The organism is Paraburkholderia sp. HD33-4, from assembly GCF_021390635.1.
Lineage (GTDB): Bacteria > Pseudomonadota > Gammaproteobacteria > Burkholderiales > Burkholderiaceae > Paraburkholderia.
The window spans coordinates 899,327-918,522 of record NZ_JAJEJS010000002.1 but is presented as its reverse complement, the minus strand read 5'-3'; the positions used below and the strand labels follow the sequence as shown (position 1 = coordinate 918,522).

The 19,196-nt window shown below is 63.6% G+C and carries 19 protein-coding genes; 14 read left to right on the top strand and 5 right to left on the bottom strand.

Features of this window, described 5'->3' with window-relative positions; genetic code table 11:
- Positions 1-32: 32 nt before the first annotated feature.
- Positions 33-1,214, bottom strand: a complete 1,182-nt coding sequence (locus L0U84_RS24055; protein WP_233853233.1) for an isovaleryl-CoA dehydrogenase — start codon at positions 1,212-1,214, stop codon at positions 33-35.
- Positions 1,215-1,462: 248 nt separating this feature from the next.
- Here L0U84_RS24055 and L0U84_RS24050 point away from each other — a divergent pair, with 248 nt between their 5' ends.
- The 3 genes from L0U84_RS24050 (at position 1,463) to L0U84_RS24040 (ending at position 4,599) form a co-directional block, all read left to right on the top strand.
- A complete protein-coding gene (locus L0U84_RS24050) occupies positions 1,463-2,251 on the top strand; it encodes a TetR/AcrR family transcriptional regulator (RefSeq protein WP_233853231.1) in 789 nt (262 codons plus the stop codon).
- Between the two features lie 39 nt (positions 2,252-2,290).
- The gene (locus tag L0U84_RS24045; RefSeq protein ID WP_442794044.1) at positions 2,291-3,217 is read left to right on the top strand and encodes a DUF72 domain-containing protein; all 927 of its coding nucleotides are present in this window, start codon (positions 2,291-2,293) and stop codon (positions 3,215-3,217) included.
- 263 nt (positions 3,218-3,480) lie between these two features.
- The gene (locus tag L0U84_RS24040; RefSeq protein ID WP_326491198.1) at positions 3,481-4,599 is read left to right on the top strand and encodes a 3-deoxy-7-phosphoheptulonate synthase; all 1,119 of its coding nucleotides are present in this window, start codon (positions 3,481-3,483) and stop codon (positions 4,597-4,599) included.
- A 243-nt stretch (positions 4,600-4,842) separates the two neighbouring features.
- Here the strand turns inward: L0U84_RS24040 and L0U84_RS24035 are convergent, their stop codons facing one another.
- Complete coding sequence (locus L0U84_RS24035) at positions 4,843-5,121, bottom strand: HU family DNA-binding protein (protein ID WP_013092091.1); 279 nt, start codon at positions 5,119-5,121, stop codon at positions 4,843-4,845.
- Positions 5,122-5,471: 350 nt separating this feature from the next.
- Here L0U84_RS24035 and L0U84_RS24030 point away from each other — a divergent pair, with 350 nt between their 5' ends.
- Entirely contained in the window at positions 5,472-5,855 is a 384-nt protein-coding gene (locus L0U84_RS24030) for a hypothetical protein (protein ID WP_233853228.1), read from the top strand.
- A gap of 239 nt (positions 5,856-6,094) precedes the next feature.
- The gene (locus L0U84_RS24025; RefSeq protein ID WP_233853226.1) at positions 6,095-8,068 is read left to right on the top strand and encodes a putative bifunctional diguanylate cyclase/phosphodiesterase; all 1,974 of its coding nucleotides are present in this window, start codon (positions 6,095-6,097) and stop codon (positions 8,066-8,068) included.
- A 27-nt stretch (positions 8,069-8,095) separates the two neighbouring features.
- Here L0U84_RS24025 and L0U84_RS24020 read toward each other — a convergent pair whose 3' ends face one another.
- Positions 8,096-8,809 (bottom strand): DUF899 family protein, encoded by a 714-nt coding sequence (locus L0U84_RS24020; RefSeq protein ID WP_233853224.1) that lies wholly within the window; start codon positions 8,807-8,809, stop codon positions 8,096-8,098.
- A 73-nt stretch (positions 8,810-8,882) separates the two neighbouring features.
- Complete coding sequence (locus tag L0U84_RS24015; RefSeq protein ID WP_233853222.1) at positions 8,883-9,089, bottom strand: hypothetical protein; 207 nt, start codon at positions 9,087-9,089, stop codon at positions 8,883-8,885.
- Positions 9,090-9,152: 63 nt separating this feature from the next.
- Here L0U84_RS24015 and L0U84_RS24010 point away from each other — a divergent pair, with 63 nt between their 5' ends.
- The gene (locus L0U84_RS24010; RefSeq protein ID WP_233853220.1) at positions 9,153-10,100 is read left to right on the top strand and encodes a LysR substrate-binding domain-containing protein; all 948 of its coding nucleotides are present in this window, start codon (positions 9,153-9,155) and stop codon (positions 10,098-10,100) included.
- Positions 10,101-10,182: 82 nt separating this feature from the next.
- Entirely contained in the window at positions 10,183-11,463 is a 1,281-nt protein-coding gene (locus L0U84_RS24005) for an MFS transporter (protein ID WP_233853218.1), read from the top strand.
- Positions 11,464-11,506: 43 nt separating this feature from the next.
- Here the strand turns inward: L0U84_RS24005 and L0U84_RS24000 are convergent, their stop codons facing one another.
- Positions 11,507-12,112 carry a peroxidase-related enzyme gene (locus L0U84_RS24000; protein WP_233853216.1) on the bottom strand — a complete coding sequence of 202 codons (606 nt, stop codon included), beginning with the start codon at positions 12,110-12,112 and terminating at the stop codon, positions 11,507-11,509.
- Positions 12,113-12,288: 176 nt separating this feature from the next.
- Between L0U84_RS24000 and L0U84_RS23995 the strand changes: the two genes are divergently transcribed.
- The 7 genes from L0U84_RS23995 to L0U84_RS23965 all read left to right on the top strand — a co-directional run bounded on the left by L0U84_RS23995 (position 12,289) and on the right by L0U84_RS23965 (position 19,100).
- Positions 12,289-12,705 carry a cupin domain-containing protein gene (locus tag L0U84_RS23995; protein ID WP_129959213.1) on the top strand — a complete coding sequence of 139 codons (417 nt, stop codon included), beginning with the start codon at positions 12,289-12,291 and terminating at the stop codon, positions 12,703-12,705.
- 307 nt (positions 12,706-13,012) lie between these two features.
- The gene (locus L0U84_RS23990; protein ID WP_233853214.1) at positions 13,013-14,032 is read left to right on the top strand and encodes a VTT domain-containing protein; all 1,020 of its coding nucleotides are present in this window, start codon (positions 13,013-13,015) and stop codon (positions 14,030-14,032) included.
- A 247-nt stretch (positions 14,033-14,279) separates the two neighbouring features.
- Positions 14,280-14,501: a hypothetical protein gene (locus L0U84_RS23985; RefSeq protein WP_233853204.1), complete on the top strand. Its 222-nt coding sequence runs from the start codon at positions 14,280-14,282 to the stop codon at positions 14,499-14,501.
- A gap of 269 nt (positions 14,502-14,770) precedes the next feature.
- A complete protein-coding gene (locus L0U84_RS23980; RefSeq protein WP_233853202.1) occupies positions 14,771-15,571 on the top strand; it encodes a gamma-glutamyl-gamma-aminobutyrate hydrolase family protein in 801 nt (266 codons plus the stop codon).
- Between the two features lie 34 nt (positions 15,572-15,605).
- Positions 15,606-16,940, top strand: a complete 1,335-nt coding sequence (locus tag L0U84_RS23975; RefSeq protein ID WP_233853196.1) for a glutamine synthetase family protein — start codon at positions 15,606-15,608, stop codon at positions 16,938-16,940.
- Between the two features lie 50 nt (positions 16,941-16,990).
- Positions 16,991-18,445 (top strand): aspartate aminotransferase family protein, encoded by a 1,455-nt coding sequence (locus L0U84_RS23970; RefSeq protein WP_326491197.1) that lies wholly within the window; start codon positions 16,991-16,993, stop codon positions 18,443-18,445.
- Positions 18,446-18,581: 136 nt separating this feature from the next.
- Positions 18,582-19,100: a hypothetical protein gene (locus tag L0U84_RS23965; protein WP_233853195.1), complete on the top strand. Its 519-nt coding sequence runs from the start codon at positions 18,582-18,584 to the stop codon at positions 19,098-19,100.
- The last annotated feature ends 96 nt before the right edge of the window (positions 19,101-19,196 follow it).

The window sequence follows — 19,196 nt, the reverse complement described above, 5'->3', positions numbered from 1 at the left end:
CCGCGTATTGATAGGGCTCACGCGCGCTTGCATCACAGCGTTTCGGCAAACAGCTCCCGGCCGATCAGCATGCGACGAATCTCGCTCGTGCCCGCGCCGATTTCATAGAGCTTCGCATCGCGCCACAGACGCCCGACCGGATACTCGTTGATATAACCATTGCCGCCGAGAATCTGGATCGCCTCGCCCGCCATCCACGTCGCCTTTTCGGCCGTGTACAGAATCACGCCCGCGCAGTCCTTGCGCACCTGGCGCACATGGTCGTTGCCGAGCGTGTCGAGCTGGCGGCCGACCGCGTACAGATACGCGCGGCACGCCTGCAAGGTCGTGTACAGATCGGCGACCTTGCCCTGGATCAGCTGGAATTCGCCGATCGACTGGCCGAACTGCTTGCGGTCGTGGATATACGGCACGACCGCGTCCATCACCGCGACCATGATGCCGGTCGGACCGCCCGCGAGCACCGCGCGCTCATAGTCGAGACCGCTCATCAGCACCTTGACGCCGCCATTGAGCTGGCCGAGGATGTTTTCCTCCGGCACCTCGACGTCCTGGAACACCAGTTCACCGGTGTGCGAACCGCGCATGCCGAGCTTGTCGAGCTTCTGCGCAACCGAAAATCCCTTCATGCCCTTCTCGACGATGAACGCGGTGATGCCGCGCGAGTTCGCTTCGGGATCGGTCTTCGCATAGACGACCAGCGTGTCGCAATCGGGACCGTTGGTGATCCACATCTTGGTGCCGTTCAGCACGTAACGATCGCCCTTCTTCTCGGCGCGCAGCTTCATGCTGACCACGTCCGAGCCCGCGTTCGGCTCGCTCATCGCGAGCGCGCCGACGTGCTCGCCAGACACGAGCTTCGGCAGATACTTGCGCTTCTGCGCGTCGGTGCCGTTGCGATGAATCTGGTTCACGCACAGGTTCGAATGCGCGCCATACGACAGGCCGACCGATGCCGACGCCCGCGAGATTTCCTCCATCGCGACCATGTGCGCGGTATAGCCCATGTTCGCGCCGCCGTACTCCTCGGAGACCGTCATGCCGAGCACGCCGAGGTCGCCGAACTTCTTCCACAGGTCCATCGGAAACTGATCGGTGCGATCGATTTCCCCCGCGCGCGGCGCGATTTCTTTGGCGGCGAACGACGCGATGCTGTCACGCAGCATTTCGACCTCTTCGCCGAGCGGGAACTGCAAACCTGGCAGATTGAGCATTGCGGTGTCTCCTGAGTTCGTGGGCGGCCGCTGATGGAACGCGAAGCGGCACGCGAAAACGTGTCATGGCGCATTTCACGCCAGATTGACGTAAGCGTCAATAGGTATTTTTGAGTCTTACTCAGAAAATTGACAAATCCGCGTCAGCCGGCTGATTCGGTGCTACGATCGCGCTCATCGGGTACATTCGCGGCGTTCAAGCGCCAGCTTGACCCTCAATCCGCATCGAAAATCTGAATTTTACTCATATGACGGTTGCCGAGAAGGCCGGACTACCTGTCTCGCGTCGCCAGCCGGCCGGGCGCAAGTCACAGCAGCGCGTGAAGGAGATTCTTCAGGCGGGGCGCGACGTGTTCTCCGAAAAGGGCTACGAACGCGCGACCACCGCGGAAATCGCGCAGCGCCTCGGCATCTCCGAGGCGACGGTGTTCAGCTACTTTCGCGGCAAGCGCGAGTTGTGCGCCCGGGTCATCGGCGATTGGTACGACGAGATCATCGACGCGATCGAGGCGGGCCTGCCGCGCGACGGCAACCTGCGCCAGCAGTTCGCGTTCATCGTGCGCATGCATCTGCGGCTGATGCTGGTGAACGGCACCGACCTGTGCGCGCTCGTGCTGTCCGAAGGCCGTGCGCGTCATCACGAACTGAGCGAAGCGCTGACCGAATTGCAGCGCCGCTACACCGCGCCGTTGATGCGCGTGCTCGCGCAAGGCCAGCAAAGCGGCGAGGTTCGCGCCGACATGCCGCTGCGCCTGTTGCGCTCGATGGTGTTCGGCCCGATGGAGCACGTGCTGTGGGACGCGACGCTGGCGAACCGGCAGATCGATATCGAGGCCACCGCCGATCAGCTGATCGACGTGCTGTGGGCCGCGCTGACGCCGCCCGACCTCGCGCTCGGCGCGTTGCAGCGCTTTCGCGTGGAAGTGGCCGAGGCGAGCCGTCGTTTCGACGAAGCCAGCGCCGCGGCCGGCGAAGCCAAAACCGAGGCCAAAACCACCGGTCCGGCAAGCGCCGCGCGCCGCGAGAAAAGCGGCTAATCTACGAGCTTTCCCGTCGCAGCCCGAAGGAGAGCCCAAGTGCCCGCAGCGAAAAGCGCGAAGGAAAGCAGGAAGCAAAGCGAGAAGTCCGGCGAAGAACCCGGCGACAAGCCGAACGCCGCGAAGAAAGCGCCAACCAAAAATTCAACCGGAAAGCCTTCCAAAAACTCCACCTCCGCCGCGCGTATCCGCATCGGTATCGGCGGCTGGACCTACGCGCCGTGGCGCGGCCCGTTCTATCCGGATGACCTCACGCAAAGCCGCGAACTCGAATACGCGAGCCGGCATCTGACGTCGATCGAAATCAACGGCACGTTCTATGGTTTGCAGAAACCGGCCAGCTACGAGAAGTGGTATCAGGAAACGCCCGACGATTTCGTGTTCTCGCTGAAAGCGCCGCGTTACGCGACCAACCGCAAGGTGCTCGCCGATGCCGGCGACACGATCGAGCGCTTCTTCGCAAGCGGCGTGCTGCTGCTCAGGCAGAAGCTCGGGCCCATCAACTGGCAGTTCGCGCCGACCAAAAAATTCGACGCCGCCGATTTCGAGGCCTTTCTGAAGCTGCTGCCCGCGAGCATCGAAGGACAGACGCTGCGGCATGCGGTCGAGGTTCGTCACGACTCGTTCAGGACGCCGGAATTCATCGCGCTGGCGCGCAAGTACAAGGTCGCGGTCGTGCTCGCGGCCGACAGCGAGTATCCGCAGATCGCCGACCTCACCGCGCCGTTCGTCTACGCGCGCATCATGGGCACGAGCGAGAAGCAAGCCAAAGGCTATTCGGCGAAAGCGCTCGACGCATGGGCGCAACGCGCGCGCCAGTTCGCCGCCGGCACGACGCCGGAGGACCTGGAGAGCTGCGCGGAGCCGCCCGCGAAAGCAGCGAAGCGCGACGTCTATCTGTACGTGATCAGCGGCTTCAAGGAGCGCAATCCGGCCGCCGCGATGGCGTTGATCGGGAAGCTCTGACTCCGCCGCGCCGCCTGCCCGCCTGTGCGCCTGCCATCAGGCCGGCGCGAGTGTCATAATCGCGCCAGCGCATCCGTGCGCGGTCGCGTCGGCTTCGTGTCAAGCCCGACGCAAGACCTTGCGTCGAACCTCGCCCGAGGCACGCAGCAATCCAACCCGCACGGTCCACGTCAAACCCACGCAGCGCCCACGCGCCCCCAGCGCGGCGGCGCTCGCATAATCAGGCGGCAACGCCGCCTCATCAACCGATTGCGGAGAACATCTTGAGCGCCCTCGACAATCCCCTGCACGATCAGGAAGTCGGCTCGGCCGACGCCACCCAGGACACCACGCGCATCGACGACGTGCGCATCGGCGCGGTCCGTCCGCTGATTTCCCCCGCGCTGCTGCAGGACGAACTGCCGGTGCCGCCCGCGGTGCAGACGCTGGTCGAGAAGACCCGCGTCGAAATCGCCGACATTCTGCACGGCCGCGACGACCGGCTCGTGCTGATCGTCGGTCCGTGTTCGATTCACGATCACGACCAGGCGATCGAATACGCTCGCAAGCTGAAAGCCGCCGCCGATCACTACCGGGACGATCTGCTGATCGTGATGCGCGTGTACTTCGAGAAGCCGCGCACGACGGTCGGCTGGAAAGGCTATATCAACGATCCGCGTCTGGACGGCAGCTTCCGGATCAACGAGGGCCTGCGTCTCGCCCGGCAATTGCTGCTCGACATCAACGGCCTGGGCCTCGCCACCGCGACCGAGTTTCTCGACCTGCTGAGCCCGCAATACATCGCCGATCTGATCGCGTGGGGTGCGATCGGCGCGCGCACCACCGAGAGCCAGAGTCATCGTCAGCTCGCCTCGGGACTGAGCTGCCCGATCGGCTTCAAGAACGGCACCGACGGCGGCGTGCAGATCGCCGCCGACGCGATCGTCGCGGCGCGTGCGAGCCATGCGTTCATGGGCATGACGAAAATGGGCATGGCCGCGATCTTCGAAACGCGCGGCAACGACGACGCGCACGTGATCCTGCGCGGCGGCAAGAAAGGGCCGAACTACGACAGCGCGTCGGTGCAGGCGACCTGTGAAGCGCTGGGTTCAGCGGGTCTGCGCGAGCAGGTGATGATCGACTGCTCGCATGCGAACTCGAACAAGTCGCATCTGCGGCAGATCGAAGTGGCGGACGATATCGCCCGGCAACTGTCGGCGCGCGAAAGCCGCATCATTGGTGTGATGCTCGAAAGTCATCTGGAAGAAGGCCGTCAGGATCTGAAGGCCGGTGTGCCGTTGCGTTACGGCGTGTCGATCACGGATGCCTGCGTGAGCTGGGCGCAGACCGAACCGGTGCTCGCCACGCTCGCCGAGGCAACCCGCAAGCGTCGCGCGGGCTGAGGGCGCCACGCACGGACCGCGAGACCGCGACTTGCGCGGCGGGTCCGTTCCACACTCGATCGAAGCCGATCGAGCCCACGAACGCCTGGCCCAAAGAGCCAGGCACACGCGCCGCGCCAGCCGCCGGGCGAGCCGCCTGGCCGGATTGGGCAGCGCGTGATCCTCACGACGCATCACTCTCGCGCGCGCCTCACAGCAGGGCTGCAGAGCGCACCGCGAATGCTCCGGCGTGAAGCGCGTTGCTTACGACGCGTTGACGGCTTCCTTGAACGCTTTGCCTGCGGTGAACTTCACCGTCTTGGCCGCGGCGATCTGGATCTCTTCGCCCGTCGACGGATTGCGGCCCACGCGTGCTGCGCGCGCGCCGGTCGAGAAAGAACCGAAACCGACCAGTTGCACCGTATCGCCGCTCACCACGGCCTTGGTCACTGCCTCGACGATCGCGTCGATGGTCTGGCCGGTTGCCGCTTTGCTTTCGCCCGTCGCTGCGGCGACTGCATCAATCAGTTCCTGTTTGTTCATAGCACTTCCCGTATGGTAATCATGGAACCGGCGCCCCTATAAGGCGCCGGGACCGACACACTAACGCATAGGCGCACTTTCGCGCAAACCCTTGGTGTAAGGCTTGTTTCAAGGCAGGGGCGCCGATTTGACGATTTTCCACCCCAAACTGCCATAAGAATCGCGGGCTTATGCATGCCCGATGCCTGATGAGTGCTCGCCGCGCCTCACAATCCGTTGCAATTTCAGTGCTTTAGCTAACGATCCGTGAGCCCGCCCGGCCTTCCCGGTGACGATAGCCCTTTTCTCGAAGCGCGGGCGCGCTATTTGCGGAAGACGTCACAAGTTAACTATCGGCAAGACACAAAAAAGTGAGAATTCGCCACTTTGCAACATGCGTGCTGCTCACCGCGCTGTCGTCGGGGGCTGCCGCGGCCGACGACAACGCGTGCGCCACCCTCGTCGGCGCGTCGAATTCCAGCGCCGCGCAGAACTTTTCTCTACGCGACGGCGAACCGGTCGACTTCGTCGGCGCCGGGAAAACGGTGCACGGCAAGCTGCTTCTGTTTACCGACGGCGACGTGTTTCGCGCGTACTGGCAGCCGGACGACAGGCCGGAAAAATACGTGCTCGCGAATGCGGGCGCAGACGCGGTGCGGCTCGTCGCGTCCGCGCCGCGGGGCACGCCCGCGCCGGCCGGTCAGCCCGGCACCGCGATGCGGCCGCAGCGAGTGCTGTCGTGTCCCATACTTTGAGCATGCGCAATACCCGCCTTTCGTCGGAGTTTCGCCGTCGGCATCCGGCACAAACGTCTGCTTCCAGCGCCACCGCACGCGCCACCAGGTAGTACTTACCGCCCGACGACCCATGCGCGCGGTCGGGTTCAAAGATCCCCGGCCACGATGCTCCGTTATCTCCTCGGAGCGCTCAAGTTAATCAGCGTCGCGCCGATATAAACAGCTGCGTTTAGCGCGCAAACGTTAAAGGGATGCTGATGGTTTGGCTTGCAAGATTGAAGAAGGTGCTGTCGGTCGCCGACGGTGACCGGGAGCTGATGCATGCGCAGTTGCGCGCGTTCAGCCGCCATGTACCGCTTCTCTACTTCATCCTGCTCGTCAACACGGCGGCGGTCGCGGTGACGCATCTGGACAGCGCGCCGGCCTGGCTGTCCCTGTATATTCCCGCCGCGCTCGGCGCACTGTGCGTGTTTCGCTGCGTGCGCTGGTGGCGCAAACGCAACCAGACAATGACGGACGCCCAGGCGGTCCGCGAATTGCGCGGCGTGACGTGGATGGTCGGCCTGTTCGGCGTCGCGTTCACCGGCTGGTCGCTGCTGCTGTTCCCGTACGGCGGTGCGTACCAGCAGGCGCAGGTCACGTTCTATCTGGCGACGACGCTGGTCGGCTGCATGTTCTGCCTGATCAATCTGCGCAAGCCCGCGCTTCTGCTGCTTTGCATCGTCGTCCTGAGTTTCCCCGGGTTCGTCTTGGCCAACGGCTCGCCGGTATTCTTCGCGATGGTGGTCGACATGACGCTGGTCGGCGTCGCGCTCGCGGTGGTCATCCAGCTCTACTGCCGCACGTTTGCGGACGCGGTGCACGCACAACGCGAACTGCGGGCAAGCCAGCAAAACACCCAACAACTCAGCGACGACAACTACCGGCTCGCCAACCTCGACAGTCTGACCGGACTGCCGAACCGGCGCAGTTTTTTTGCGGCGCTGAGCGCGATATCCGAGCAGGCGCTCGCCAGCGGCGGCGGCTTCAACGTCGGGCTCATCGATCTGGACGGCTTCAAGCAGGTCAACGACATCTACGGTCATGCAAGCGGCGATCTCGCGCTGCAGGAAGTCGGCGCGCGGCTGCTGTCGATCGGCGAAACGGGCCTGATGTTCGCGCGTCTGGGCGGCGATGAATTCGGCGTGCTGGTGCGCCACAAGCTGTCGAACGAAGCGCTTGTCGAGTTGGGGCAGCATATCTGCGACGCGCTCAGTCAGCCGTATCTGGTCGCCGCCAATGTCGCGGAACTATCTGGCACGATCGGCTGGGCCGCGTTTCCCGAAGCGGGCTCGACGGTCGCGCAGGTGTTCGAACGCGCCGATGCGGCGCTGTACGTCGGCAAGGAAAACCGTCGCGGCATGCCGGTGATTTTCTCGACCGAACACGAAACCCGGATGCGACGGCTGAGCCTCGTCACGCAGGAGCTGCGCCATGCGGACCTGGATGCCGAGCTGTTCCTCGAGTTCCAGCCGATCTACGATCTGCTCACGCGCCGGCCGATCGGACTCGAAGCGCTCGGGAGATGGCACAACGCGCGGCTCGGCATGGTCAGGCCGGAGGAATTCATTCGGATTGCAGAGCGTAGCGAGCTGATCCTCGGCATCACCGACGTGCTGCTGCGCCAGGCGCTCGCCGAAGTCGCGCAGTGGCCGGCGGACCTGTATCTGTCGTTCAACCTGTCCGCGATCGATATCTCGACGTCGACGCGCGCGCGCCGCCTGATCGACATCGTCGCGGCAAGCGGGGTGTCGCCGCATCGTGTGACGTTCGAAATCACCGAAACCGCGTTGACGCGCGATTTCGAGCAGGCGCGCAGCGCGATGACGATGCTCAAGCAGGCCGGCTGCCGGCTGTCGCTCGACGATTTCGGCACCGGCTATTCGAGCCTCAGCTACGTGCATCGGCTGCCCTTCGACGCGATCAAGATCGACCGTAGCTTCGTGACCGACGTCGATACCAACAGCGCATCGAAGAAGATCATCAAATCCGTGATCGACCTGTGCCGCAACCTCGGACTCGAATGCGTGGTGGAAGGACTCGAAACTCCATTGCAGGCCCAGGTCGTGAAGGCGCTCGGCGCGCGCGCGGTGCAAGGCTATCTGTTCAGCCTGCCGATGCGGGCGAGCGCGATCGGCACGTTTCTGTGGACGGCGCTCGCGCAGAGCCAAGCGACCGAAACGCTTTCGTAGCGCTCGCGCGCGAGAGGGCGGCGCCGCTCAGTACGCGAGCTTCGGATACCAGTCGGTGCCGCGGCCGCCCGGTGTCATGTCGAGGATCGTCCATAGCGGCATCGGATCGGGCGCGCCGCGCGGATCCTGACCGGGGTCCGACGTCGACGGCCCCATCTCCTCGGCCCAGAAGTGCCGCACGACGCCGCCGGTGCGCGTGAATACGTTGAGCGCGGGAACGTCGTCGCCGGCGGGATCTTCGGCCGCGTAATCGCGATTGAACGTGTTGCCGCCCGACGAATAGAGCCGCAAATATCGCCAGCCGCGCTCCTGCTTGAACGCGACTAGCTTGTCGATCGGCGAGCGGCCGATCACGGCGAACGCGACGCGCTGCAGGATATCGGGCGTTTCGCCGTCCCACGCGCTCAGTAGCGACGTGCACATCGGGCACGGCCGCGCGCGTTGCGGTCCGAACATCCAGTTGTAGGTCACGAGCGTGTCGTGCGGGCCGAACATCTGCGATAGCGTGACCGGGCCCGCTTCGCCGTCGAAACGGTAATCCTCCGGCACGATGCCACCTGCCGGCAGCGCGCGACGCCGCGCGGCGACGCGCTCGATCTGGCGGCGCAACTCGATCTCCTCGGCAAGCAACGCGTTGCGGGCGCGTCGATATTCGGGGCTCTCGCCGGGAAAGCGTTGCGGCAGGTCGGCCAGTTCGCGGGCCGGCTTCAGCGTATGCATCGAGGTGTTTGCGTCGTTCATCGGTCATCTCCTTGTGAGAAATCGTCAGAAAAACGGGTGGAAGACGGGCGCTCGCCTGCGCTTGCCGCTCTCCCTACAACGACGACGGATGAGGCCGCGGAAAATCGACAGGCTTTGGCGATGATTTTTTGGCGGCGATTTTTGCGGCGATCTCGTCAGCGGTCTTGCGGGTAGTCTTGCCGGCTTGCGCACGCTGGCGTGCAGGCAGTTTTATCGACGGTTTGCCCACGCACTCGCCATACGCCACCGCAAGGTATGCTTGGGCCAGATAGCAGCCCATCACACCCGCCACCACCACGCGGCACGCGCGCCAAGCACGACGCGGCCGCCCTGGGGAACGCACATGCCGCTTCGTCTGCCACCCCTGCCCGCGCTTCGTTTTTTCGAAGCGGCCGGCAGGCATCAAAGTTTCAAGCTCGCCGCCGCCGAGCTGAACGTCACGCCGAGCGCGATCAGTCACGGCATCGTCGGACTCGAGCAAGCGCTCGGCGTCGAACTGTTCGTGCGCGAGCCGCGCGGCATCTCGCTGACGGCGATTGGCGCGGATTATCTGTCGTACGTGTCCGAGGCGTTTTCGCTGATCGCGATCGGCACGCAACGTCTGCCCAATCATCGCGCGGATCGGACCATTGCGCTCAGCTGCGCACCGACTTTCGCGTCGCGCTGGCTGCTGCCGCGCCTCGCCGGCTTTCGCTCGCGCTGGCCGAATGTCAACGTGAGCGTGGACACGTCGCATCGCCAGGTGGGCTTTCCGGTCGATGGCTTCGATTTCGCGATTCGCATGAGCCGCGCGCCGGTCGCAGGCACCGCATGGACACGCCTGTTCGGCGAGCGCTTCGTGCCGGTGTGCAGCCCCGCATACCTGGCAACGCTGCGCGACGAGCGCGGCGTCCCGAGCCTGCGACACGCGACGCTGATTCACGTGAACGCCGCGAGCGAAGACTGGCAGGCGTGGCTCGATGCAACCGGTGCCGACACCATCGAGCCGGGCGGCGGCTTGCACGTCGACACGATCCAGCTCGCCTTCGAAGCGGCCAGCATGGGCCTCGGCGTCGCGCTCGGCCGCAAGCCGCTGGTCGACGGCGATCTGGCAAGCGGCGCGCTGGTCGAGGCTTGCGCGCACACCGTCGCCTCGACCACCGCCTACTGGCTGGTCAGCGCGGAGAATGCGGACAGCGCGATCCGGCGCCCCGAACTCGCCGATTTCAAGCGCTGGCTGGTCGACGAGGCGCAACGTTTCGACGCGCATGCGGACGCGGCCGCGGACGGCGGCGTAAAAGCGCACAGGTGAGCCGCGCTCACCTGTCGTCGAAGTCTTTTCCTTTGCCGGCCAGGCGGCCGGCTGCGACGATGGTGGCCAAGGAGAAGCCGCCATGTCGACCACCCACAGCAAGCAACCTGCTTCCGTCCTCGCGCCTGCGACGACCACCACCACGACGCTCGTCATCGTCGCCGGCGCGCTGATACTGAGCGCCGCGATGGGCATTCGCCAGACCTTCGGCCTGTTCATCGGCCCGTTCTCGTTCGACCGCGGTCTGCCGGTCACGCTGATCGCCTTCGCGATTGCGCTGCACAACCTGGTGTGGGGCTTCGCACAGCCATTCGCTGGCGCGGCTGCGGATCGCTATGGCTCGGCGCCGGTCGTCGCGTTCGGCGCTTCGACCTTCGCGGCCGGGCTCGCGCTGTCGGCGCTCGCGCCGAGCGGCGCACTGCTCGTGATCGGCATGGGGCTGCTGGTCGGCATCGGCGTCAGTTGCACGACGTTCGGCGTAGTGTTGCCGGCGGTCGGCCGCATTGCGTCGCCGCAGCAGCGCAGCGTCGCGATGGGGCTCGTCAGCGCCGGCGGCTCCGCCGGACAGGTGCTGATGGTGCCGCTCGTGCAAGGCATCCGGCTGCACGCGGGCATCGCGACCTCGCTATTCGTGCTCGCTTTCGTGATGCTGCTGATCGCGCCGCTCGGCATCGTGCTCGACCGGCGCGCGCAGATACGAGCGACTGCTCAGACCCGCTTTGAGGACGCACCCGAGGCGCCGCTGCGCGAAGTTCTGTCACAAGCGACGCGCCATCGCGGCTACCGTCTGCTGACGCTCGGCTTCTTCACTTGCGGCTTCCAGCTCGCGTTCATCGCGACGCATCTGCCCGAGTATCTGACGCTGTGTCATATGCCGATCGGGCTGGGCGCCACCGCGCTGGCGCTGATCGGCCTGTTCAATATGGCGGGCAGTTGGGCATGCGGTTGGCTCGGCGGCCGGTTCCGCCAGCATCAGGTGCTCGGCTGGCTTTATCTGATTCGCAGCGCGACGATCGCCGCGTTCTTCGCGCTGCCGAAAAGCACCGTGTCCGTGGTGATCTTCGCGGCGGTGATGGGCCTCACGTGGCTCGGCACCGTACCGCTGACGAGCGGGCTCGTCGCCAAGGTGTTCGGCACGCGTCACCTCGGCAGCCTGTTCGGCGTGTGCTTTCTGAGCCATCAGATCGGCTCGTTTCTCGGCGCGTGGCTCGGTGGCCTCGTGTTCGATCTGACGGGCTCGTACTCACCGCTATGGGCAGCGACGGTCGCAGCGGGATTGATTGCGGCACTGCTGCATTTCCCGATCGACGACACAGCGGTGACGACGCCCGCGCGGCGTTCACCACGCCCCGCGCAGGCGTGATCCAACCTGGCCGTCAGGGATGCTGAAGCAATTCGAGTCGCAGCTACTTCTTCGGCGCATCCGCCGCGGCTTTCGGCACACGCCCCATCAGATAGAACTCGTCGTTCGGACGCATCGAAATCACGTTCGCCATCCGGTTCGACAACCCGAAAAACGCGGTAATTGCAGCGATGTCCCAGATGTCTGCATCGGTAAAGCCGTGGCCGCGCAGCGTCTGGAAGTCCGCTTCGTCGACCGTGCCCGACTCGCGGCACACCTTCACCGCGAAATCGAGCATCGCCTTCTGACGCTCGGTGATGTCGGCCTTGCGGTGGTTGACCGCGACCTGATCGGCGAGCAACGGCGCTTTTTCGTAGATGCGCAGAATCGCACCGTGTGCGACCACGCAGTAAAGACAATCGTTCAGCGCGCTCGTCGCGACCACGATCATCTCGCGCTCGCCTTTCGTGAGACCGCCTTCTTTCAGCATCAACGCGTCGTGATAAGCGAAGAACGCGCGGAATTCGTCGGGCCGATGCGCGAGCGTCAGAAACACGTTCGGCACGAACCCCGCTTTCTCCTGCACTTCGAGAATGCGGGCGCTGATGTCTTCGGGCCACTCGCTCGGCTCGGGGACCGGGTAGCGGCTGATGGGCTGAAGCGTGGCCATGCGCTGTCTCCGTGATCTGTGTCGGGGATGCCGGCCATTGTAGCAACGCGTTTTCACGGCCGCCCGCGCCTCACCACGTCCGCTCGATCACGTCCGATATTGCCGCTCGTATCGTCTAGACTTTCAGTTCGGCATGCGTGAAGCCGCCCGGCACGGCGGTGACGAAAGGAGCGACCATGTCAAACGTTACGCACGACGCGCGGGCCCCGGTGATCAAGGTACGCCCGGAACGGGAAATGGCGACGATGCAGCGGCTGCCGTATTTCGTCGGCATTTCGGCGGGCACCGCGGGCACCACCGGCCTGTCGATGTACATGGTCGTGGTTCCGCCCGGCGGCCATGCGGAGCCGCACTATCACGCCGACTACGAGACCGCGATCTATATGCTCGAAGGCAAGATCGAGACACGCTACGGCCCGGGCTTGCGCGAGTCGGTCATTACCGAGCCGGGCGACTTCCTGTTCATTCCACCGGGCGTCCCCCATCAGCCGTTCAATCTCGATGCGAACACCGCGGCGCGCGCGATCGTCGCGCGCAATCATGCGGACGAGCATGAGCGCGTGGTGCCCTACGATCCGTCCGAGGATGCGTGAGGCGATACGCCTCTTTTCGGAGCGCCTCGCCTGAAGCGAGGCAATTCATGCTACTCAGTCCGATTTGATCCACTTGCCGCGCGGCGCATGCGGGTCCGCGCCGCGCCGTTTTCCGCCCCGATTCGTCGCGCGCGCGCGACTTCGTCGGCGTTGTTTCACAACGCCGACTCGCCACCTGTGCTTAAATCCGTCTTTCGCGTCGACGCGCGCGCGTGCCCCCGCACGGCCGTTCGCGTCGCTCGTGGCATGCATCGGCCTCGGCGCGGACGATTCTTTTTTCTTTTATTGCCTTATCAGGAGCGCGGTTGTGTGGCATTTCCCGGTCGCTATTCCACCGTCCGCCGGCGTGTGGGCCGTCTTCATGAGCGTGCTCGTCACGCAACTCGGCATGCCGATTCCGGCCGCGCCGATGCTGGTTCTCGCGGGAACGATGGCCGCGGTGGGGGAAGCCTCGTACGTCAACGTGATCTGCGCGGCGGTCGGTGCGACGCTGATCGCCGATTCGCTGTGGTTTTTCACCGGACGCGCGTACGGCCGCCGTCTGCTCAGTTACCTCGTGCGCTTCTCTCTGTCGCTGGACACCACGGTGCGCGTCGCGCGCAATACCTATGAGCGATACGGCGCGCCGATTCTGACGGTCGCGAAGTTCCTGCCCGGTCTCGGCCTGATTTCCGCGCCGCTGCTTGGCACGACCGCGATCAGCGTCGGCGTGTTTTTGTGGTGGGACGTGGTCGGTGCCACGCTGTGGGCGAGCGTCTGGGTGATCGGCGGCGGCGCCCTGCACGACCAGATCGTGCAACTGATGCTGCTCGTGCGGCACAACGGCGGCACGATCTTCGATACGTTCGCGGTGATCTTCGCGGCGGTTCTGCTGTATCGCTGGCTGCGCCGTTTGCAGTTTCGCCGCTGGCTCGCGCATACGCGCATTTCACCCGATCAGCTCGACACGATGATGAAGTCGAACGAACCGCCGCTGATTCTCGACGCGCGGCCGAGCGCCGTGCGCGAACAGGAATCGCACCGCATTGCCGGCGCGCGCCCGCTCGATCTCGAGTCGCCCGATCCGATTCATCCGGCGTATCTGAAGCGGCCGATCGTCGTCTATTGCGTGTGTCCCAACGAAGCGAGCGCGAAGCGCATCGTCAGGCAGTTGCATCGCAAGAACATTCATCATGTGCGCGCGCTGAAGGGTGGTCTCGATGCATGGGAAAAGCGCGGCTATCCGGTCGAGCCATTGCCGCCCGACTTCAATACCGCGATGGCGCACATGCTCGAAGACCAGGGCAACGAAGGCGAATACACAGTGCGCGCGCGTCTCGCGAAGTGAACGAATAGCAGACAAATCAGACGGCATCACGCTTGATGCCGTTTTGCCAAAAAACAAAAATAAATTGACGGCATTTTTAGCTCGTATATCCTAGCAATTGGGCAATCGCATGGGCAGCGCTGCGAATTAAGCTACTACCGTTTAGCGCCGCTTCTTCCCGATCAACCCATGTCCTGTTTCTTCAATGTCCGCTGTGGATTCGAAACAGGCCGTTCAATCCCCTCAACTACGCTAGTCGAGTGTCATCGTGAGAGTCCGAGGCCCTTTGGTGAATTGGAATCGCAGTCAGGCGCGTTGTATTTGCGCTGACGGCGCCAGCGCCGACGGCAGCAACGGCAGCCTTGCGTTTCGCCGCTTTCTGTCCGTCATCACAGTCCTGTCGCGTCGTTCCGTTCGACGCCGCAACGTCCTCTCCGCACGCGCATTCATCGCGGTGCGCACAGACGAAGTCGCTTCGCTGCTGCCGTAGCGCCTCTCTTCTCGCATCTCTTTTCGCTGCTCGATTCGTCCGTTTGCGCGCGTTTTCCGCGAGCTGTCTGTTTGCGTCCGCGCGGCGCTGACCGATTGCCGCGCATCGCCACGGATTCAATCGAACCGCTTCTAATCTGATTAGCGCTGCGCGTTATTGCGCGGATTCGCTTTGGCATTAACTCGCCTTCGCGTTTTCTCTTATCGCCGCACGCGCTGTTGAACGCCGCTCACCTGATGCGCGGCGTGGGATCGACACGCCTATTCTTTATGCGAAACAAACCGATAGTAGGAATCACAGCCGATAGAACGATGCTCGGCGCTCATCCATCGCACGTGGTCGGTGAAAAGTACATCGCCGCGATCGTCGAGGGCTCGCACGCGTTCGCGCTGCTGTTGCCGGCGTTCGGCGAACGTCAGTGCATCGACGATGTGCTCGCCGCCGTCGACGGCTTGCTATTTACCGGCAGCTATTCGAACGTCGAGCCGCACCGCTATGGCGGCACTCACCGCGCTTCGAGCGCGCCCAGCGCATTGCACGACCCCGCGCGCGATGCAACCACGTTGCCGCTGATCCGCGCGGCAGTGGCGGCGGGCGTACCGGTTCTCGCCATTTGTCGCGGCTTGCAGGAAATGAACGTGGCATTCGGCGGAACCTTGCATCAAAGCGTTCACGAGGTCAGCGGACTGAACGACCATCGCGAGAACAGGAACGACTCGCTCGACGTGCAATACGCCGCATCACACACGATCGCGCTGACACGCGGCGGCATGCTGCAGCACCTCGCAGGCGGCGCCCTTGAAGCACGAGTGAATTCATTGCACGGTCAGGGCATCGCGCGGCTGGCGACAGGCCTCACGGCCGAAGCAATCGCAGCGGACGGCCTGATCGAAGCAATCGGCGTCAGCACCGCTCCCGCATTCGCGCTCGGCGTGCAATGGCACCCGGAATGGAAATATGCGGACGACGCGTTATCGACCGGGATATTTGCCGCGTTCGGCGACGCGTGTCGCCAACGCATGAGCGCGCGAAGCAGTAGCGCCGACGCCGTTGCAACCCTGCACGAATGACCCGGATCGCGGATCAAGACAGAGAGAAACAATCATGCATGACATCGACGAATTTCTGAAAAAGCATCACGTCACCGAAATCGAAGCGATCATTCCTGACATGGCCGGCATCGCGCGCGGCAAGATCATTCCGCGCAGCAAGTTCGAATCGGGCGAATCGATGCGTCTGCCGCAGGCGGTAATGATTCAGACCGTGACCGGCGACTATCCTCAAAGCGATTCGCTGACCGGCGTCACCGATCCCGACATGGTGTGCGTACCCGACGCGAGCACGATCCGGATGATTCCGTGGGCAGTCGACCCGACCGCGCAGGTGATCCACGATTGCGTTCATTTCGACGGCACACCGGTCGCGATCTCGCCGCGCTGCGTGTTGCGCCGCGTACTCGATCTATACAAGGCGCGTGGCTGGAAACCCGTGATCGCGCCGGAGCTCGAGTTCTATCTGGTCGATATGAACCGCGACCCTGACCTGCCGTTGCAACCGCCGGTCGGGCGTACGGGTCGCGCCGAAACCGGCCGCCAGGCGTATTCGATCGAAGCGGTCAACGAATTCGATCCGCTGTTCGAAGACATCTACGAGTACTGCGACGTGCAGGAACTCGAAGTCGACACGCTGATACACGAAGTCGGCGCCGCGCAGATGGAAATCAACTTCATGCACGGCGATCCGCTCAAACTCGCGGACAGTGTGTTTCTATTCAAGCGCACCGTACGCGAAGCGGCGTTGCGTCACAAGATGTACGCGACCTTCATGGCCAAGCCGATGGAAGGCGAACCCGGCTCGGCGATGCACATGCATCAAAGCCTCGTCGATATGGAGACCGGCCGCAATCTCTTCACCGCCGCCGACGGCGAGCCGACCTCGCTTTTCACCGGCTATATCGCCGGCTTGCAGAAATACACGCCGGCGCTGATGCCGATCTTCGCGCCGTACATCAATTCGTACCGGCGTCTGTCGCGCTTCATGGCGGCCCCGATCAATGTCGCGTGGGGTTATGACAATCGTACGGTCGGCTTCCGGGTGCCGCATTCCACGCCGGTCGCGCGCCGCATCGAGAACCGCATTCCGGGCGTCGATTGCAATCCGTATCTGGCGATTGCCGCGACCTTGGCGGCCGGCTATCTCGGCATTACGCAACGCCTCGCCGCAACCGAACCGCTGGCAAGCGACGGCTACGCATTGCCCTATCAATTACCGCGCAATCTGGAAGAAGGCCTGACGTTGATGAGTGCATGCGAGCCAATTGCCGAAGTACTCGGCGAACAGTTCGTCCGCGCTTATCTCGCGCTGAAAGAGACCGAATACGAAGCGTTCTTCCGCGTGATCAGTTCGTGGGAACGCCGCCATTTGCTGCTGCATGTGTGAATTGCGCGGGCCAATCGGTCAATCAGAACCTTTGAAAAGACGGAGGCAGTATGAGCTATAAGAATGAAGACGTGATGGATGCGGAACAGGCAACGCCCGCGCCCGACGGCACGATAAGCACGGGGACATCGCAAGCCACATCGCGCAGCACCGCCGAATACCGCGCGCTCGATGCCGCGCATCACATCCACCCGTTCTCGGATATGGGCTCGCTCAATCGCGCGGGTTCTCGCGTGATCGTCAAGGCGCAAGGCGTATATCTGTGGGACTCGGACGGCAACAAGATCATCGACGGGATGGCGGGACTCTGGTGCGTGAACGTCGGCTATGGCCGCCAGGAACTGGCCGATGCCGCATTCCGCCAGATGCGGGAACTGCCGTTCTACAACACGTTCTTCAAGACGACGCATCCGCCGGTGATCGAACTGTCGGCCCTGCTCGCGGAACTGACGCCCGCGCCATTCACTCACTTTTTCTACTGCAACAGCGGCTCGGAAGGCAACGATACGGTGCTGCGCATCGTCCATCAATACTGGGCGACGCAACGCCAGAGCGCGAAGAAGTTCGTCATCGCGCGCAAAAACGCTTATCACGGGTCGACGATCGCTGGGGGCACGCTAGGCGGTATGGGTTATATGCGCGAGCAGATGCCGTCGAAAGTCGAGAACATCGTGCATATCGACCAGCCCTATTTCTTCGGCGAGGCGGCAAGCGATCAGACGCCGGAAGAATTCGCACTGGCTCGCGCGCGGCAACTCGAAGCGAAGATTCTCGAACTTGGTGCGGACAATGTCGCCGCGTTCATCGGTGAGCCTTTCCAGGGAGCGGGCGGCGTGATCTTTCCGGCCGAGACTTACTGGCCCGAAATCCAGCGCATTTGCCGCAAGTACGACGTACTGCTCGTCGCGGACGAAGTGATCGGCGGCTTCGGCCGGACCGGCGAATGGTTCGCGCATCAGCACTTCGGCTTCGAGCCGGATCTGATCACGCTCGCGAAGGGACTGACGAGCGGTTACGTGCCGATGGGCGCTGTCGGCATACATGATCGCGTTGCCCGCGCACTGATCGAGAACGGCGACTTCAATCATGGCCTCACCTACTCCGGGCATCCGGTGGCGGCGGCCGTCGCGCTTGCCAATCTGAAACTTCTGCGCGACGAGAAGATCGTCGAGCGCGTCAAAGCGGATACCGGTCCGTACTTTCAGGCGAAGCTGCGCGAGACGTTCGCCGCTCATCCTATCGTTGGCGAGATCAGCGGCGCGGGTCTCGTGGCGGCCGTGCAACTCGCCGAGAAACCACTCGAGCGCAAGCGCTTTGCGAATGGCGGCGAGGTCGGTACGTTGTGCCGCGACTTCTGCTTCGACGGCAACCTGATCATGCGCGCGAGCGGCGACCGGATGCTGCTGTCGCCGCCGCTCGTGATCAGTCGGCCGGAAATCGACGAAATCGTCTCGAAGGCCAAAGCGGCGATCGATGCGACCGCGCGGCAGGTGGGAATACGGTAGCGCCGCGTCGGGCGGTGTCAGCCGTCAGCCCTGCACCGCCCGCCCTTCGAAACGCGGAAACACTCGCCACACAGCGCTGGTTATTGGAGAATACAGGCTTGTTCAAAACGATACCCCTACTCCCGGGCATGCCTTGATGAAGCAGTTTTTCCTCTCCGCTCCGGGCACATTGCTGGCCCTGACGCTAGCCGTCGTTGTTCCTGCACCAGCCGAAGCGCTGACGGAAACACCTGTGTCGCACAAGGAAACCACGCTCGATCAAAATGCGCCGGCCTTTGCCGCCGCCAGCGTACGCGCCATCGCCGGAACGTGGGACGCGCGCGAGATGATGAAGCGGGCCGCGCCTGAAATCATGACACCATTCGTGCGCCATGAATTGCCGAACAGCTATGCGCGCCTCAATGCGAAGCTCGGCAAGCTCAAGACGCTGAGCGCGCCGGTCAGCGACAACGGTCCGCCACTTCCAGGCAAGAACCCGATGGAAAATCCCGCTCCGGTTACGGTGCCTGAACCGCATGACGGGATGATTCAGCGCTACATGTTCAACGCACAATTCGCGACAGGTGGTCCGGCGCAAGTTGAAATCGTGATGCGTTACCGCGGGAAGTGGCAGATCGTCGGCTTGCATGTCGACTCTGGAGTGCTTCCGAACTAGTGCTCAGATTTGCATTGGACCAGGGGTACGCTCAGGCAATCTGACGGGCCCCTTTCCACATCGCCCGGCATGCGGGCCCGTAGCGTGTGATTCGAG